The organism is Streptomyces pactum (genome assembly GCF_002005225.1).
In the GTDB taxonomy this organism is placed as follows: Bacteria; Actinomycetota; Actinomycetes; order Streptomycetales; family Streptomycetaceae; genus Streptomyces; species Streptomyces pactum_A.
This window is the reverse complement of sequence record NZ_CP019724.1, coordinates 5,160,853-5,177,609: the sequence shown is the minus strand read 5'-3', so window position 1 is coordinate 5,177,609 and position 16,757 is coordinate 5,160,853. Positions and strand designations below refer to the sequence as shown.

15 protein-coding genes and 1 tRNA gene are annotated in these 16,757 nt (G+C 71.8%); 9 read left to right on the top strand and 7 right to left on the bottom strand.

Annotated features, from left to right (window positions below):
• Window positions 1–97: 97 nt before the first annotated feature.
• Window positions 98–1,483, top strand: a complete 1,386-nt coding sequence (locus tag B1H29_RS22080; protein WP_055417770.1) for a diaminopimelate decarboxylase — start codon at window positions 98–100, stop codon at window positions 1,481–1,483.
• Window positions 1,484–1,795: 312 nt separating this feature from the next.
• Here B1H29_RS22080 and B1H29_RS22075 read toward each other — a convergent pair whose 3' ends face one another.
• Together B1H29_RS22075 and B1H29_RS22070 are read right to left on the bottom strand one after the other, a co-directional pair.
• Complete coding sequence (locus B1H29_RS22075) at window positions 1,796–2,380, bottom strand: hypothetical protein (RefSeq protein ID WP_079160385.1); 585 nt, start codon at window positions 2,378–2,380, stop codon at window positions 1,796–1,798.
• 131 nt (window positions 2,381–2,511) lie between these two features.
• Window positions 2,512–3,354: a MurR/RpiR family transcriptional regulator gene (locus tag B1H29_RS22070; protein ID WP_055417287.1), complete on the bottom strand. Its 843-nt coding sequence runs from the start codon at window positions 3,352–3,354 to the stop codon at window positions 2,512–2,514.
• 255 nt (window positions 3,355–3,609) lie between these two features.
• On the opposite strand from B1H29_RS22070, the gene B1H29_RS22065 reads away from it, so the two are divergent.
• Together B1H29_RS22065 and B1H29_RS22060 are read left to right on the top strand one after the other, a co-directional pair.
• A complete protein-coding gene (locus B1H29_RS22065; RefSeq protein ID WP_055417288.1) occupies window positions 3,610–5,325 on the top strand; it encodes an LCP family protein in 1,716 nt (571 codons plus the stop codon).
• A gap of 218 nt (window positions 5,326–5,543) precedes the next feature.
• On the top strand, window positions 5,544–5,966 hold the full coding sequence (locus B1H29_RS22060) for a hypothetical protein (protein WP_055417289.1): 423 nt from the start codon (window positions 5,544–5,546) through the stop codon (window positions 5,964–5,966).
• A gap of 503 nt (window positions 5,967–6,469) precedes the next feature.
• On the opposite strand, the gene B1H29_RS22055 is transcribed toward B1H29_RS22060, so the two are convergent.
• A complete protein-coding gene (locus B1H29_RS22055; RefSeq protein WP_055417290.1) occupies window positions 6,470–7,852 on the bottom strand; it encodes a cystathionine beta-synthase in 1,383 nt (460 codons plus the stop codon).
• Window positions 7,853–8,021: 169 nt separating this feature from the next.
• On the opposite strand from B1H29_RS22055, the gene B1H29_RS22050 reads away from it, so the two are divergent.
• The 3 genes from B1H29_RS22050 (at window position 8,022) to B1H29_RS22040 (ending at window position 11,642) form a co-directional block, all read left to right on the top strand.
• The gene (locus B1H29_RS22050) at window positions 8,022–9,062 is read left to right on the top strand and encodes an SGNH/GDSL hydrolase family protein (RefSeq protein WP_055417291.1); all 1,041 of its coding nucleotides are present in this window, start codon (window positions 8,022–8,024) and stop codon (window positions 9,060–9,062) included.
• A gap of 272 nt (window positions 9,063–9,334) precedes the next feature.
• Complete coding sequence (locus B1H29_RS22045; RefSeq protein WP_055417292.1) at window positions 9,335–10,555, top strand: acetyl-CoA C-acetyltransferase; 1,221 nt, start codon at window positions 9,335–9,337, stop codon at window positions 10,553–10,555.
• Window positions 10,556–10,841: 286 nt separating this feature from the next.
• Complete coding sequence (locus B1H29_RS22040; RefSeq protein ID WP_055417293.1) at window positions 10,842–11,642, top strand: hypothetical protein; 801 nt, start codon at window positions 10,842–10,844, stop codon at window positions 11,640–11,642.
• A 41-nt stretch (window positions 11,643–11,683) separates the two neighbouring features.
• Here the strand turns inward: B1H29_RS22040 and B1H29_RS22035 are convergent, their stop codons facing one another.
• Window positions 11,684–11,995 carry a hypothetical protein gene (locus B1H29_RS22035; protein WP_199832294.1) on the bottom strand — a complete coding sequence of 104 codons (312 nt, stop codon included), beginning with the start codon at window positions 11,993–11,995 and terminating at the stop codon, window positions 11,684–11,686.
• A 103-nt stretch (window positions 11,996–12,098) separates the two neighbouring features.
• Here B1H29_RS22035 and B1H29_RS22030 point away from each other — a divergent pair, with 103 nt between their 5' ends.
• On the top strand, window positions 12,099–12,329 hold the full coding sequence (locus tag B1H29_RS22030; protein WP_055417294.1) for a DUF4287 domain-containing protein: 231 nt from the start codon (window positions 12,099–12,101) through the stop codon (window positions 12,327–12,329).
• 95 nt (window positions 12,330–12,424) lie between these two features.
• On the opposite strand, the gene B1H29_RS22025 is transcribed toward B1H29_RS22030, so the two are convergent.
• Both B1H29_RS22025 and B1H29_RS22020 read right to left on the bottom strand, forming a co-directional pair.
• Complete coding sequence (locus B1H29_RS22025; protein WP_055417295.1) at window positions 12,425–13,345, bottom strand: Bax inhibitor-1/YccA family protein; 921 nt, start codon at window positions 13,343–13,345, stop codon at window positions 12,425–12,427.
• 167 nt (window positions 13,346–13,512) lie between these two features.
• Window positions 13,513–14,688: a 4-hydroxybenzoate 3-monooxygenase gene (locus tag B1H29_RS22020; protein ID WP_055417296.1), complete on the bottom strand. Its 1,176-nt coding sequence runs from the start codon at window positions 14,686–14,688 to the stop codon at window positions 13,513–13,515.
• 222 nt (window positions 14,689–14,910) lie between these two features.
• On the opposite strand from B1H29_RS22020, the gene B1H29_RS22015 reads away from it, so the two are divergent.
• Window positions 14,911–15,375, top strand: a complete 465-nt coding sequence (locus tag B1H29_RS22015; RefSeq protein WP_055417297.1) for a hypothetical protein — start codon at window positions 14,911–14,913, stop codon at window positions 15,373–15,375.
• A 43-nt stretch (window positions 15,376–15,418) separates the two neighbouring features.
• Here B1H29_RS22015 and B1H29_RS22010 read toward each other — a convergent pair.
• Window positions 15,419–15,502 (bottom strand) — tRNA-Leu (locus tag B1H29_RS22010).
• A gap of 405 nt (window positions 15,503–15,907) precedes the next feature.
• Here B1H29_RS22010 and B1H29_RS22005 point away from each other — a divergent pair.
• On the top strand, window positions 15,908–16,735 hold the full coding sequence (locus B1H29_RS22005) for an ABC transporter ATP-binding protein (RefSeq protein WP_055417298.1): 828 nt from the start codon (window positions 15,908–15,910) through the stop codon (window positions 16,733–16,735).
• The last annotated feature ends 22 nt before the right edge of the window (window positions 16,736–16,757 follow it).

Sequence of the window (16,757 nt, the reverse complement as noted above, 5' to 3'; positions counted from 1 at the left end):
GGCGCGTCACGGGTGTTTGGCTGGATGTGCGGGGCAGGCAGCGAGACGTGGTGGCCGGCGGCGAAGGACGGAGGATCGCGTGAGCGAGGGCACGGGCATGAACACGGGGACGGGCGCGGGCATCGGCGGTGGTCTCGGGGGCGCCGACGGGGAGCGGGCGGCGCGGCGGGACCAGGCGGTGCGGGCGGCCGTGGAGCAGGGGCTGCTCGGCCCCGACGCCCCGATCGTCGGGCTGCTGGACGTCGCCGGGATCCGGGAGTCGGCGGCGGCCCTGCGGGCGGCGTTCGCGGCGGTGACGGCGCCCGGGACACCCGTGCTGCACGCCTTCGCGGTGAAGGCGACCCCGCTGGTTGCGGTGCTGCGCCTGCTGCACGAGGAGGGCATCGGCGCGGAGGTCGCGAGTCCGGGCGAGCTGGCGCTGGCGCGGGCGGCGGGGGTGCCGCCGGAGCGGACGGTGCTGGACTCACCCGCCAAGACGCCGGGTGAACTGCGCGAGGCGCTGTCGCTGGGCGTCGCGGTCAACACCGACAATCCGCAGGAGCTGGAGCGCCTGGACGGCCTGATGGCCGAGGGGGCGAGCGCCTCCCCGCTCGGCATCCGGGTGAACCCCCAGGTCGGCGGGGGCTCCATCGAGGCGTTGTCGACGGCGACGGCGACCTCGAAGTTCGGGGTGGCACTGCGCGACGAAGGGGCGCGCGAGTGGGTGGTGCGGGCGTATCTGGACCGGCCGTGGCTGACCCGCCTGCACGCGCACACCGGGTCGCAGGGCATCCCGCTGACCCTGATGGCCGAGGGCGTGTCCGAGGCGTACGCACTCGCCGAGGAGATCAACGAGCGGGCCGGGCGCCGGCAGGTGGACACCCTCGACATCGGCGGCGGGCTGCCGGTGAACTTCGCCTCGGACGCGACGGCTCCGACGTACGGCGCGTACGCGCGCGTGCTGCGCGAGGCGGTGCCGGGGCTGTTCGACGGGCGGTACGGGCTGGTCACCGAGTTCGGGCGGTCCCTGCTCGCCAAGCACGGCACGGTGGTGGCGCGCGTGGAGTACGCCAAGAGCGCCGGCGGGCGGCCGGTCGCGGTGACGCACGCGGGCGTGCAGGTCGCGACGCGGACGGTGTACGCGCCGGGGGCGTGGCCGCTGCGGATCGCCGCGTATGACGGCAAGGGGCTGCCGAAGGAGGGGGCGGACGTGGTGCAGGACGTGGCGGGGCCGGCGTGCTTCGCGGGGGACCTGCTGGCCGTGGGCCGGGCGATGCCGCTGCTGGAGCAGGGGGACTACGCGGCGGCGCTGGACACGGGGGCGTACTACTTCGCGCATCACTACGCGTACAACTCGCTGGCGCGGCCAGGGGTGTTCGGGTACGAGGCGGACGGTTGCGGGGGTGTCGCCTTCGCGACGGTGCGAGAGGCCCAGTCGGTGGCGGAGATCGTGGCGGAGGCGGGCGGGGCGCATGCGGACGCGCTGACTTCCCGGGGGCACTGACGTCCCGGACGCGCTGACTTCCCGGACGCGCTGACGTCCCGTCCGGGTCGTGGCGTCGGCTCGGCTGACGCCCTCGGGGGCGCGGGGCCGTGCCATCCGGGCTGCCGCCCACCGCCGCGTGGGCGCGACCGGCCCCGACGCACCGGCACCGGCACCCGTGTTCGCACCGGCATCCGTACGTCCCGCACCGGCAGCGGCACGCACCCGCACGTACCCGCACCCGCACCCGCACGTCCCGCACCGGCAGCGGCACGCACCCGCACGTACCCGCACCGGCACCCGCACCCGCAAGTGCCCGCACCGGCACCGGCTTCACACCAGCGCCGCCGCCTTCCGGCGCGCACCGCCCGGGGCCGCGTCGCCCGCCGCGATGCCCGTGCTGCGGTAGGCACGGACGGCCTTGCCCGCCGGGCGGCCGGCGTTGCGGGCGAGCCAGTCCACGCGGACCCACAGCAGGGCGTCCTCGGCCTGTTCGCGACGGCCGATCCAGGCGGACTTCAGCCACAGGCCGACGCCGCAGCCGGCCATCAGCAGTCCGGCGGCGGCGGGGACGGCGAAGGCGCTGCCCAGAGCGGCGACGAAGGCGAGCAGCAGCCACCAGCGGTGGCCCCGGCGCCAGTTGCGTACCGTCACCGCACGGTCCTGGAGTACGTCGTGCTTGCCCGCGCGGACGGCCGGGCGGGCCAGGGCGGTGTACCGCCTTCGGCGGACGGACGCGACGACCGCCGCCGCGACGACGAACAGCGCGGCGCCCGCCAGGACGCCGATCCGCCGTCCGGTCAGGCCCGGCACCAGCACCCCGACGCCCGCCGCGAGTACGCCCAGCCACCACAACGGTGCGGCCCCCGCCCGCACGACGACGGCCACCCGAGCCAGCCCCTGTCCTCCGCGCGCCACGTCCGGCCTCCCATTCCGTTCTGCGTCCTGCGATGCGTCTGAAGGGTGTGAGGCGAGGCATGTTAGCGGGAGAAGGTGAGACGAATCTGAGAGAACGGCCGCCGGTGGGACATCCTCGCCCCCCACCCGTCTCAGTCCACGAAGAGCCCGCGGGCAGCCGCCTTCGTGTCGAACTCCTCGAGCCGGGCCTGGGCGTCCGGCAGGTCGTCGCACATGGCCTCCAGCAGCACCCGGCCCAGCAGCATCGGCGCGCAGGCGGTGTCGAAGGCGAGGCCGGTGCCCACGGCGGCGGGCAGCAGCAGGTCGGACACCTTGGCGACCGGCGCGAAGACGGAGTCGGCGACGGTCACCACCGTGAGCCCCGCCTCCTTGGCGTGGGCGAGCGTGTCGACGACCTCGCGCGGATGCCGGGGCAGGGCGAAGCAGAGCAGGGCGGTCGCACCGGCCCGGACAGCGGCGTCGATGCGGTCGTGGAGCATCGTGCCGCCCTCGCCGAGGAACCGGACGTCGGGGTGAACCTTGGCGGCGAAGTAGGCGAAGCCGTGCGCCTGGGCCGCCGCCGCCCGCAACCCGAGGACCGGCAGGGGCCGGCTGGCGGCCAGGGTCCGGCCCGCCTCCGCCACCGGTCCGGGGTCGGCCAGCACCTCCGCCAGATGGCGCAGGTTCTCGATCTCGGCCTCCACGGCCTGCTGGTACTCGTTGCGGGAGCCGATGTCCGCCGCCGGTTCCGCGGGGGCGACCTCGCGCAGGTGGCGGCGGAGCGCCGGGTAGCCGTCGAAGCCGAGGGCGACGGCGAAGCGGGTCACGGACGGCTGGCTGACCCCGGCCAGCTCGGCCAGCTCCACGCTGGACAGGAAGGGCACCTCGGAGGCGCGCCGCACCATGCTGTGCGCGATGCGCCGCTGGGTCGGCGTCAGCCGGTGGCCCTCGAAGAGCGCCTGGAGGCGCGCGGCAGGGCTCTCGTCGCCGCTCATGACGTGACTCCCCTCGGCCCCTCGGCCTATTCACCCGTCGCAAAACCTGCATGCCGTTATACAGGCGAACGCGGAATCGCGCTGTCCCCGCGTCGCGATGGGTGGAGATCATCCACTGTGCCCGGTTCTTGTTTTCATGGGTTTTGTCACTGGCGTCACCGTTGCCGCACGGGCCGGATAACGTAACGCGTCGAACACCAGAGCGTCTTGAGGCCAGGCGGCCCGTACGGCACCCGACGGAGGACCGGAACCAACATGGATGGGGAAAGTCGTGGACAGACGGACGGGACCGATCCTGCCGACCAGTGGTTACTCAATCCCGAGACCGGCGATTACGAACTACGACCGAACGGTATCCCGGAGCAGCCGGAGACGCCCCGACCCCGCAGTGCCCCCCGCCCCGGTTCCACCGCCCCCGACCCCGGCCCCGGACGCGTCCCCCGCCAGCGCGGTCGCCCCACCACTCCCGCCGAGGCCCCCGCCCCGGGCCACACGCGCGGCTCCGGCCGCCGCAAGCGCAAGCAGAAGAAGAGCGCCAGGAAGAAGGCGCTGTTGTGGACGGGAAGCGGTCTCGGCCTGGTCCTGCTCAGCGGTTCGGCGTTCGTCTACTACTGGTACGACCGCCTCTACGGCAACATCAGCACCGTCGACATCGGCGACGTGGGCAGTGACACAGTCCTCAAGGACGGGCCGGTCAACATCCTGGTCATCGGCAACGACGTCCGCACCGGCAAGGGAAACGAGAAGTACGGCAACCGGGACAACGTCACCGGCCACGCCGACACCACGCTCCTCTTCCACGTGGCCGAGGACCGCAGCAACGCGACCGTGCTGAGCATTCCGCGCGACCTCATGATCAAGATCCCGGACTGTACGGCCAAACAGTCCGACGGTTCGACCAAGGACATCCCCGGTTCGACGATCGCCACCAAGTTCAACGAGTCCTTCGGCGTGAACGGCCGTGATCCGGGCTGCACCATGCTCACCGTCGAGAAGATCACCGACCTCGAGGTCGACCACTTCATGATGTTCGACTTCAACGCGGTCAAGACGCTGTCCACCGCGGTCGGCGGCGTCAAGGTGTGCCTGGAGAAGCCCATCAAGGACCTGGACGGCGGCTCCGGACTCGATCTGCCGTCCGGGGAGAGCACGATCCAGGGCGAGGACGCGCTGTCCTTCCTCCGCAACCGGCACGGCCTGAAGAACGAGAGCGACCTGGACCGGATCGGGATGCAGCAGAAGTTCGTCGCGTCGATGATCCGCCGGCTCAAGGAAGACACGCTGGACAGCCCGTCGAAGCTGCTCGACGTCGCCGACGCGGCCACCAAGTCCCTCACCGTGGACAAGGGCATAGGCAGCCCCAGCAAGCTGCTCACCCTCGCCAGGGAACTCGGCAAGATCGACCTGAAGAACATCACCCTGATGACCGTGCCGGTGAGGGACAACCCGGCCGAGCCCACGCCCGTCACCGTCGTGCTGGACCCGGTCAAGGCCCCGAAGGTCTTCGGCATGCTGCAGAACGACGTCTCCTTCACCGAAGTGAAGAAGAAGGACAAGGAAGCCAAGGACAAGCAGGCCGCGCTTCTCGAGGGCCCGCGCGCCGAGGCGTCCGGCATACGCGTCGACGTCCTCAACGGCGGCGGTCCGCAGGGTGCCGCGCAGGACACCCTGGCATGGCTGCGTACCAGCGAAGGGGTGCCCAAGTCCGCCAACAAGGGCAACGCCCCGGCCGAGGTCGACAGGACGCGGCTGGAGTACGCGCCGAACCAGGCCGACCAGGCCCGCAAGCTCGCCGACCTGATGGGGCTGCCCGCCTCGGCCCTGAAGCCCGGCACGACGGACGCCGCCGCCACGGTGCCCATGACGCTCACCCTCGGCCCCGACTTCAAGAAGGCCGGCGTCCCCGTCGCCCCACCGAAGAAGGTGGACGTCGAGCAGTCCCACGCCGACGAGAAGATGTGCCAGGAGTAGCCCGGCCGCTCAGCGCCGGAGTGCTTCGACGGGTTCGATGGTGGCCGCGCGCAGGGCCGGGTACAGCCCGGCGACGAGCCCGACCGGCGATCCGATGAGCGGAGGAGATCCAGGTGACGGTCGCGGATGTCCGGGCCCCGGCAACCCCCGTGCCGAAAGGGGGGCTGCCCCCAGTGCCACCCGAGTCCCGCCTGCCTACCTTGGGACGCATGACCGGAATGGACGCGCGGGACACCGACCTGAAGAAGGAACTCGACGCCACCCTGCAGACCCGCAGGGAGCTCGGCGAGGAGTACGAGTCCGCGCTGGTCGACTCCTTCCTGGAGAAGGTCGACCAGCGCATCGATGGAACGGTCGAGCGCCGGGTGCGCCGGCAGCTCGCCGAGCAGCAGATGGCGGCGGCCCGGGACAGCCGGACGCCGAGGCCCACGGACTCCTTCGGAGAGCGCTTCGGCTTCGGCATCGTCTCGCTGGTGCTCGCAGTCCCGCTGTCCGCGATCGGCGGCGGCGTCTCCGGCCTCCCCGGACTGCTGGTCGCCTGGGCCGGCATCGTCGGCGTCAACGTCGTCCAGGTCGCCCGGACCAACCCGGGCCTCTTCGGCCGCCGCCGCGCCGAGAGGGACGACGCCTGGGAGGACTGAGGCCGGCTGGGAGGGCTGACGACGCCTGGGAAGGCTGAGTCCGCCTGGAAAGGCTGAGGTCGCCTGGGAAGGCTGAGTCCGCCTGGAAAGGCTGAGGTCGCCTGGGAAGGCTGAGTCCGCCTGGAAAGGCTGAGGTCGCCTGGGAAGGCTGAGGAAAGACTGCGCGGGGACCGCCGCACCCTCATCGCTGAGGGGCGGGACGACGGCGGTCCCCGCGGGGGACGCGCGGTGCCGGGCCTCACGGCCGGGCGGCGCGTCCGTGGCGTCCGTGGAGGTCCGGGAGCCGCTCCGGAAGATCCTTGACGCCGTACGGTGCCGGCCGGAACGGGGAGCCGCTCCCGTCCTGCCGACAACGTCACTGTGCCGGGCCCGTGTTAAGCGTGTGCTGCGCGAACGTGTCGCGCGCGTACCGCTTCCGCGAAGTCCGCGAAGATCACCGGACGCCGCGGGCCGGGCCCGCGGACCGCCGGTTCACCGGGCGTTCACCGGCGCTTCCCGCCGCTTCAGCTCTTCGCGAGGAACGACAGCAGGTCCTGACGGCTCACCACACCGGTCGGCTTGCCCTCGACGAGGACGATCGCCGCGTCGGCGGCGCCGAGCACCGACATCAGGTCCGCGACCGGCTCACCGGAGCCGACCTGCGGCAGCGGGGCCGACATGTGCTTCTCCAGCGGGTCCTCCAGCGAGGCGCGCTTGGTGAACAGGGCGTCCAGCAGCTCGCGTTCCACGACCGAGCCGACGACCTCGGCGGCCATCACGTCCGGGTGGCCCGCGCCGGGCTTGACGATCGGCATCTGCGAGACGCCGTACTCGCGCAGTACCTCGATGGCCTGACCGACCGTCTCGTCCGGGTGCATGTGGACGAGGGAGGGGATGTGGCCACCCTCCTTGTGGTTCAGGACGTCGGCGACGCGCGCGCTGGGGCCGGCGTCCTCCAGGAAGCCGTAGTCGGCCATCCACTCGTCGTTGAAGATCTTGCTGAGGTAGCCGCGCCCGCTGTCCGGGAGGAGCACGACGACCACGTCGTCCTCGCCGAGCGGCTCGGCGACGCGCAGCGCCGCGACGACGGCCATGCCGCAGGAGCCGCCGACCAGCAGGCCCTCCTCCTTGGCGAGACGGCGGGTCATCTGGAAGGAGTCCTTGTCGGAGACGGCGACGATCTCGTCGGCGACGTCGCGGTCGTACGCCGTCGGCCAGAAGTCCTCACCGACGCCCTCGACGAGGTAGGGGCGCCCGGAACCGCCGGAGTACACCGAGCCCTCGGGGTCGGCGCCGACCACCTTGACCGCGCCGTCGCTGACCTCCTTCAGGTAGCGCCCGGTGCCGGAGATGGTGCCGCCGGTGCCGACGCCGGTGACGAAGTGGGTGATCCTCCCCTCCGTCTGCTCCCACAGCTCGGGGCCGGTCGAGTGGTAGTGGGAGAGCGGGTTGTGGGGGTTGGAGTACTGGTCCGGCTTCCAGGCGCCCGGCGTCTCGCGGACCAGCCGGTCGGAGACGTTGTAGTAGGAGTCCGGGTGCTCCGGGTCGACCGCCGTCGGGCAGACGACCACCTCGGCGCCGTACGCGCGCAGCACGTTGATCTTGTCGGTGGACACCTTGTCAGGGCAGACGAAGATGCACTTGTAGCCCTTCTGCTGCGCCACGATCGCGAGGCCCACGCCCGTGTTGCCGCTGGTCGGCTCGACGATCGTGCCGCCCGGCCGAAGGGCTCCGCTCTGCTCGGCGGCCTCGATCATGCGCAGGGCGATGCGGTCCTTCACCGAGCCGCCCGGGTTGAAGTACTCCACTTTGGCCAGGACGGTGGCCCTGATGCCCTTGGTCACGCTGTTGAGCCGCACCAGCGGGGTGTTGCCGACGAGGCTGATCATCGAGTCGTGGAAATGCACCGTGGTCTCCGGATGCTGCAAAAGATGTGGTCGGTATCGGTCCGGCCAGCCTATGGCCTGCCGGCCCGCCTCATACCCCGTGACGGTCGTTCACTCCCCGTTGGGATTGGGCGACCGTCCGTACGGGGCAAGCAGAGGGTGTACGGGTTGGAGGAGGTGGCGGCGACGTATGACGAGTATGTCGAGGGCGAGGGTGGCCCGGCGGATCGCGGCCGGCGCGGCCTACGGCGGGGGCGGCATCGGGCTGGCCGGTGCGGCCGCGGCCGGTCTGCTGCTGGCGGAGGTGCGACTGGCCAGGCGCCGGGTGGGCATCGGCACACCGGACCGGGTGCCGAACGCGCGGGGGCTGTACGGCAACACCCTGCCGACGGCCGGCCAACCGCCGCTGCGGCTGATGATGCTGGGCGACTCCACGGCCGCCGGGCAGGGCGTGCACCGGGCGGGGCAGACACCGGGCGCGCTGCTGGCCTCGGGGCTCGCCGCGGTGGCGGAGCGGCCGGTGGAGCTGGGGTCGGTCGCGGCGCCGGGGGCCTGCTCGGACGACCTGGACCGGCAGGTGGCGCTGGTGCTCGCGGATCCGGGCCGGGTGCCCGACATCTGCGTGATCATGATCGGCGCCAACGACGTCACCCACCGGATGCCGGCGACCCGCTCGGTGCGGCACCTGGCGGGAGCGGTACGGCGGCTGCGCACGGCCGGCGCGGAGGTGGTGGTCGGCACCTGCCCGGACCTCGGCACCATCGAGCGGGTACGGCAGCCGCTGCGCTGGCTGGCCCGACGGACCTCGCGGCAGCTCGCGGCGGCGCAGACGATCGGCGTGGTGGAGCAGGGCGGGCGCACGGTGTCGCTGGGCGACCTGCTGGGCCCGGAGTTCGCGCAGAATCCGCGGGAGCTGTTCGGCCCCGACAACTACCACCCCTCCGCCGAGGGGTACGCCACGGCCGCGATGGCGGTGCTGCCGTCGGTGTGCGCCGCGCTCGGCCTGTGGCCGGCCGAGGAGGAGCGTCCCGACGCGCTGCGCCGCGAGGGCTTCCTGCCGGTGGCCCGGGCGGCGGCCGAGGCCGCCTCCGAGGCGGGCACGGAGGTCGCGGCGGCGATGCCGACGGGGCCGCGGGGGCCTTGGGCACTGCTGAAGCGCCGGCGGCGCCGGCGAGTGACGGAGGCGGAACCCACCGGCGCGCTTGGGGGTGCCCACTCCGGGGGAGTGTGAGGACGAGGCCGTTCAGACCGGAGCGGGCTCTGGGGGCGCAGTCGGCCGGGGTCGCCCACGGACCCCGGGGCGCAGCCCTCAGGGGGCGTCCGGCACGAGCCCCCGCCATGAGCCCCCGCACGTGGGACCGCCCTCCACCGTCAAGGGCCCAAGCAAGCGCTTAGAAAGTTGCGGTCCATGTCACACGCCCGCACCCGTGACCCAGGCCATACGTACGGGTAACTTCCCAACCAGCCCTGCCCGTGCCCCACCGACTCGCCACTGGAGCCGTGATGCCCGAAGCCGTGATCGTCTCAGCCACCCGCTCCCCCATCGGCCGCGCCTTCAAGGGCTCCCTGAAGGACCTGCGCCCCGACGACCTGGCCGCCACGATCATCCAGGCGGCCCTCGCCAAGGTCCCCGAGCTGGACCCCCGGGACATCGACGACCTGATGCTCGGCTGCGGCCTGCCCGGTGGCGAGCAGGGCAACAACCTCGGCCGGATCGTCGCCGTCGAGATGGGCATGGACCACCTGCCCGGCTGCACCGTCACCCGGTACTGCTCCTCGTCCCTGCAGACCTCCCGTATGGCCCTGCACGCCATCAAGGCCGGCGAGGGCGACGTCTTCATCTCGGCCGGTGTCGAGATGGTCTCCCGGTTCGCGAAGGGCAACTCGGACAGCCTGCCGGACACCCGCAACCCGCTGTTCGCCGAGGCGGAGGCGCGCACCGCCGAGGTCGCCCAGCAGGAGGGCACCACCTGGCACGACCCGCGCGAGGACGGCCTGGCCCCGGACCCGTACATCGCGATGGGCCAGACCGCCGAGAACCTCGCCCGCGCCAAGGGCATCACCCGGCAGGACATGGACGAGTTCGGCGTCCGCTCGCAGAACCTCGCCGAGGAGGCCATCAAGAACGGCTTCTGGGAGCGCGAGATCACCCCGGTCACGCTGCCGGACGGCACCGTCGTCGCCAAGGACGACGGCCCCCGCGCCGGCGTCACCCTCGAGGGCGTCCAGGGCCTCAAGCCCGTCTTCCGCCCCGACGGCCTGGTCACCGCCGGCAACTGCTGCCCGCTCAACGACGGCGCCGCCGCCCTCGTGATCATGAGCGACACCAAGGCCCGCGAGCTGGGCCTGACCCCGCTCGCCCGCATCGTCTCCACCGGCGTCTCCGGCCTCTCCCCCGAGATCATGGGCCTCGGCCCGGTCGAGGCGAGCAAGCAGGCCCTGTCCCGCGCCGGCCTGACCATCGACGACATCGACCTGGTCGAGATCAACGAGGCGTTCGCCGCACAGGTCATCCCCTCCTACCGCGACCTCGGCATCCCGCTGGAGAAGCTGAACGTCAACGGCGGAGCCATCGCCGTCGGCCACCCCTTCGGGATGACCGGCGCCCGCATCACCGGCACGCTGATCAACTCCCTCCAGACGCACGACAAGCAGTTCGGCCTGGAGACCATGTGCGTCGGCGGCGGCCAGGGCATGGCCATGGTCATCGAGCGCCTGAGCTGACACCCCACCCGAGGGACCGTCAGTAGCGCCCCGCGGACCCAGTGTGACCCCGCGGCCCGGAACCCCTTGCGCCTCAGGGTTCCGGGCCGTTTTGTGACCCAATCTGTCCCAGGATGTGACCTACCTCTCCAGCCCCCTGGATTTACGCAGGTCAGACCAGCCACACCCCCACCTCCCGGGCCCAAAGTCCTGTCCGTTTCGTGACGTTACGCACTGACAGACGGTTAGTCCTCCCTTCAAGCTGATGTAGGAAGTCGGGGGTCGACTTTGAACCGGGAGTACGTCAGTGAGCGCCATGCCGATCGCCCTGCTGCTCACCACGGCCGCCACCGGCGCCGTGGGCGTCGCCGTCCTGCGCACCATTCTGGTGCTGCGCCGGCAGGTGGCGGCCCTGCGCGCCGAGCTGGCCGAGAGCCGGGCCGCCGCCACGCGGGGCCGGGTGCCCGCCGCCCGCACCACCGCCGACGCCGAGGAGATACGCGCCGCCGTCGCCGAGGCGCTCGCCGAGGAGCGCGAGCGCGAGCTCGCCGAGGCGCGGGCCTTCTGGGCCGCCCAGGAGTCCCGGGACGCCTCCGACGCTCCGCTACTGCTCGGCCTGTCCGACAGTGAGCTGTTCCTTCCCCGGCAGGCCGACTTCGTGGGCCTGGAGCCGGTGGTCGAACCGGGCCCGGACACCGACGACCAGGCCGCGAAGGACGCGGGCCCGAGGGAGTCCGCCGAGCTGGCCGCCGCCCGCCGCCGCCACCCCTCGCACCCGGACTTCGTACCGAACCCGTCGCCTGCCGTGGGCGACCACGAGCGCACCGTCGCCACCCTCGAGGAGCTGGCCGAGTCGAGCGTGGCGCTGGCGGACGTCCGTCCGGGCCCCCTGGGCACGCTCGACGTGTACGTCTTCGCCGACGGCACCACGCTGTGCATGACCCCGGGCCACCGCGAGACCGCGGAGCGCCTGGCCGCCGCGCTGGGCGCGGGCCAGACGCCGTACCTCCTGGGCGGCTCCGGGATCTCCGGCGCCTACACGCTGACCTTCGCCTGCGGCGAGGAGAACGTGTACATCCTGGCGGACCGCGTCATCGCGTCCCTCTAGTGGCCCCCCGGTCGTACCGGGGCGGCTGACGCCGGCCGGCGTCAGACCCCGGCCCGCTTGCGGGCCTCCTCCACCAGCCTCGCCGCTTCCTCCACCTGGCCCTCGTCGCTCAGCACGAGGGCCAGGTCGTGCGCGGCGACGGCGATCTGGTCGGCGGCGGCGAACATCCCGGCGTCCGGCATCACCCGCGGCTCCGCCCCCGGTTCCTCCACGAGCTGGGCGCGCCGGGCCAACTCCCTGGCCAGCTCCAGCGCCTCCGCGGCGGCGCCGCGTTGCAGTCTGCTCTGCGGGGCGGCCCGCAGCCGGTCGGCGAAGTCGTCCACGGCACGGGTCAAAGGCGTCGTATCAACCACGGCGTGAGCGTACGCGCCCCTCCGGGACTGTTGCCAACGGGCGAACGCTCAGGCACGGTGACTGGAAGGACCGGCTTACATCCCCTTTCGTCCGGAGGCGCCGATGTCCCAAGTCTTCTCCGAGGAGACCCATCGCAACATGCTCGCCCGCATCCCCCACTGCACCGGTCGTGAGATCTCCGACTGGCTGCGCACCGTCGAGGACGGCCCCTCTCTCTTCCGCTTCGAGGAGAAGGTGAGCTGGCTCCGCCACGAACACGACCTCGCGTACGGCCACGCGAAGGCCATCATCCACGAGTACGACCTGAGAAGGGCCGCGCGCAAGCTGCGCTGAGCGCGCCGGCCCCACGACGGGGAAGGGCCCCGGGCAAAGCCCGGGGCCCTTCCCCACGAGTGGCCGCGCGGCGGGACGCTGCCCGCCAGCCCCCGCTAGTCGCTGCTGTTCAAGATCGCGATCAGCCGCAGGAACTCCAGGTACAGCCACACCAGCGTCAGCGTGAGGCCGAAGGCGGCGAGCCAGGCCTCCTCGCGCGGGGCGCCGTAGGCCAGACCGTCCTCGACCTGCTTGAAGTCCATCGCCAGGAAGCAGGCGCCGAGGATGATGCCGACGATGCCGAAGACGATGCCCAGCGTGCCGCTGCGGAAGCCGAGGCCGTCGCCGCCGCCGAAGACGGCGAACAGCAGGTTCACCATCATCAGGAAGACGAAGCCGAGCGCGGCCGCCATCACGAAGCCGTAGAAGCGGCGGTTGACGCGGATCCAGCCGGCCTTGTAGGCGATCAGCACACCGGCGAAGACCGCCATCGTGCCGATCACGGCCTGCATGGCCGCGCCGTCGGCGATGCGGTTGTCGACGACGCTGGAGACGACGCCGAGGAAGACACCCTCGAACGCCGCGTAGAGAAGGATCAGCGCCGGCGAGGCCTTGCGCTTGAAGGCCTGGACGAGCGCCAGGACCATGCCGATCAGCGCGGCACCGATACCGATGCCGTAGGAGCGGCCGATGTTGGCGTCGTCCACGGGCAGCAGCGCCCAGGCGAGCGCGGCCGTCACCACGAGCACGCCGAGCGTGCTCGCCGTACGGATGACGACGTCGTCCATCGTCATCCGGCCGGTGGTGGCCGGCGCCTGCGGCGGCGCGCCGTACTGCTGGTCCTGCTGGGCGTACGGGTTCTGCGCGTAGGGGTTGCCGACGGGCTGGGCGTACGGGGTGCCCTGCGTGCCCTGCGCGTACGGGTTGCCCTGGGTGGCGACGGCGGGGCCCCCGGCCTGCGGCGCGGCGTTGAAGCCCGCGTAGCCGTTGTCGCGGCTGAACCCCCGTCGCGAGAAGACCGGGTTTCTGCTCCTCATTTCACTCCTCCATGGCCACACGACGCAGCCTTGGCTCAAGAGTAATAGAACGGCAAAGGAATGACCCTACTGCTTGGGGAGGATCTTTCCCTCACCTTGCCGCACAACACGCTACGCGGATCGGTGATTCCCCTCACGGGCGGGGTCGTGCCGGGGCCGGGTACCACTCACCCGAGCGGGAAACCGGTGTACGCCTCGGCGAGGTCGGTCTCGGCGGCGCGGGAGGAGGCGATCCGGTCGAGGCGGGCGAGCTGGAGCCGCTCCTCGAACGGAGTGGCGTCGGGGGCGCGGTGCAGGAGGGTCGTCATGTCGTACGAGAAGCGCTCGGCCTGCCAGACGCGGCGCAGGCAGGTCTCGGAGTAGGTGTCGAGGAGTTCGCCGGAGCCGGTCTCCGCGCGGTGGGCCAGCGCCCGCGCGAAGGTGACGACGTCCCCGACGGCGAGATTGAGCCCCTTGGCGCCGGTGGGCGGCACGATGTGCGCGGCGTCGCCGGCCAGGAAGAGGCGGCCGTGCCGCATGGGCTCGTGGACGTAGGAGCGCATGGGGGTGACCGACTTCTGGGTGATCGGGCCCCGGTTCAGCACCCAGTCGTCGTCGGTCTCGAAGCGCCGTTCCAGCTCGGCCCAGATCTCCTCGTCGCGCCAGCTCTCGGCGTCCGTGTCCGCGGGCACCTGGAGGTAGAGGCGGGAGACGGACGGGGAGCGCATGGAGAGCAGGGCGAAGCCGCGGTCGTGGCGGGCGTAGACCAGCTCGTCGTGGGAGGGGGCGACGTCGGCGAGGATGCCGAGCCAGCCGAAGGGGTACGTACGTTCGAAGGTGCGCCCCTGTCCGGCCGGGAACGCCCCCCGGGCCACGCCCCAGAAGCCGTCGCAGCCGACGACGTAGTCGCACTCCAGGACGTCCTCGGCGCCGCCCCGGCGGAACCGGACGCGCGGGCGGTCGGTCTCGGCCCCCTCCACGGCCAGCGCCTCGGCCTCGAACAGCAGCGGGCCGCCGTCCTTGAGCTGGAGGGCGATGAGGTCCTTGCAGACCTCGGTCTGGGCGTAGACCATGACGGACCTGCCGCCGGTGAGGGCGGGGAAGTCCACGCGGTGGCGCCGCTTCGCGAACCGCAGCTCGATGCCGTCGTGGGGCAGCCCCTCGCGGTCCATCCGCTCTCCGGCCCCGGCGGCGCGCAGGACGTCCACGGTGCCCTGCTCCAGGATTCCGGCGCGCTGCCGCCGCTCGACGTAGGCACGGTCGCGGCTCTCCAGGACGACCGAGTCGATCCCGGCGTTGTGCAGCAGCCGGGCGAGCAGGAGTCCGGCGGGGCCGGCCCCGATGATGCCGACGGTGGTGCGCATCGGTCGTTCCCTTCTCTTGACGTCGTTGCCGTGAAGACGTTCCCGCATGTTCGCTCAGTGAAAAATGCTTCACATGATGGAGTGAGTTTCCAGCCGCGCGCGCGCCGTTGTCAACGGTTCAGGAGGCTCTGCCCTGTGCCGTCCCCACCTTGATCGTGTACGACTGAACGCCGACCGTGCGGAGACCGAGGCAGCGCGGAACTCATACAGGGGGCGGGGGTCGTGAGCGGCATGTGGGCGAGCGTGGTGGCTGTGGCGGGGACACTGCTGGGAGCCCTCACCACGGGACTGCTGCAGCGGTGGATATCGGTCCGGGCCGAGCGGGAGGCGGGACTGCAGCGCCTTCGGGAGGCAGCGATCATGCTGGCGGACGCGTTGACGGACTACAGAGGGCGGCTGTATTGGGAGACAAGCCTGCGTTCGGCCGCCGAAACGACGTCTGAGCAGGAGAGGGAGGCCAAGAAGGAAAGCTGGGCCGCCCGGTCTCAGGTGAACTACGCGATGAACCGGCTACGCCTGTCAACGCGGGACGGCGACCTTCTGGAGTTGGCCACGGCGGCTCGCGACGCGACATTCGGTGTTCAGACGGAAACGTGCACCCCCCACGAGGCACGAGAGCAGCAGCATGTGTTCCTGGCGACTGTCGCCGCGCTGACGCCTCAGCCCGTGCGGTCCGCGGACAACTGATGGCCGACCGACTACTCGCTCACTCGGGCCACGCCGAGGAGAGTGCCCGGAGCCGGACTTGAACCGGCACGCCCCCGAAGAGGCAGCGAGGTTTAAGCTCGCCGTGTCTGCATTCCACCATCCGGGCAGGCCATGGGCTCCGCGTCGAGTGCCCCGAGCCTATCGGGACGCGCTCCTCGAACAGCGGGCGGGCGAACCGATGTTGTCTTATTTTATTGGCGCCTGAGGGAGCATCAGCTCCGGGGGCGGGCCATCCTCACTCGCCAACACCCTTGCGTGCGGCAGTCGGCCACGCATGCGGAATGACGGAATTTCACCGTCTCTACAAGGACGCCCGCCCTGTTCTCGCGCCACCGGCGCCGCCGCGGGCGCGCCGGGGTCGTCCGTCATCCCCAGGTATGACGCCGTCGCCCGCGGTCCGACCGAAGTCCCCCATCGGAACCGGAACAGCGGCTGACTACACGGCGCCGCGCGGCCGGAAGGATGGAGAACGTCCCCGAGCACACGCCGTACCGACAGGAGCGCCCTTCCCGTGACCACCGCACCCTCCCCCAGCCTCCGGCCGGGGGGACCTTCAGCCGACCGGTCCACCATCGTGGCCGCACGCGCCACGGAGCTTTCCAAGATCTACGGCCGGGGCGAGACCCAGGTGGTCGCCCTGGACCGGGTCTCCGTCGACTTCCGGCAGGCCGAGTTCACCGCGATCATGGGCCCCTCCGGCTCCGGCAAGTCCACGCTGATGCACTGCGTCGCCGGGCTGGACACCTTCTCCGCCGGCTCGGTGCGCATCGGCGACACGGAACTGGGCTCCCTGAAGGACAAGCAGCTCACCAAGTTGCGCCGGGACAAGATCGGCTTCATCTTCCAGGCGTTCAACCTGCTGCCGACGCTGACCGCGCTGGAGAACATCACCCTCCCGATGGACATCGCGGGCCGCAAGCCGGACAAGCAGTGGCTGGACTCCGTGATCCGGATGATCGGGCTGTCCGACCGGCTCGGCCACCGTCCCTCCCAGCTCTCCGGCGGCCAGCAGCAGCGGGTGGCCGTGGCCCGGGCGCTGGCCTCCCGGCCGGAGATCATCTTCGGTGACGAGCCGACCGGAAACCTCGACTCCCGCTCGGGCGCCGAGGTGCTGGGCTTCCTGCGCAACTCGGTGCGGGAGCTGGGGCAGACCGTGGTGATGGTGACCCACGACCCGGTGGCCGCCGCATACGCCGACCGGGTGGTCTTCCTCGCGGACGGACGCATCGTCGACGAGGTGTACGGGCCGACGGCCGACTCGGTGCTGGACCGCATGCGGAACCTTCCCGGGGGAAGCCCCCAGACCCCCGAGTCCGAGGCCAGGGGCCGCACGAGCTGACGTCCCGCCCGCCTGCCCTCCC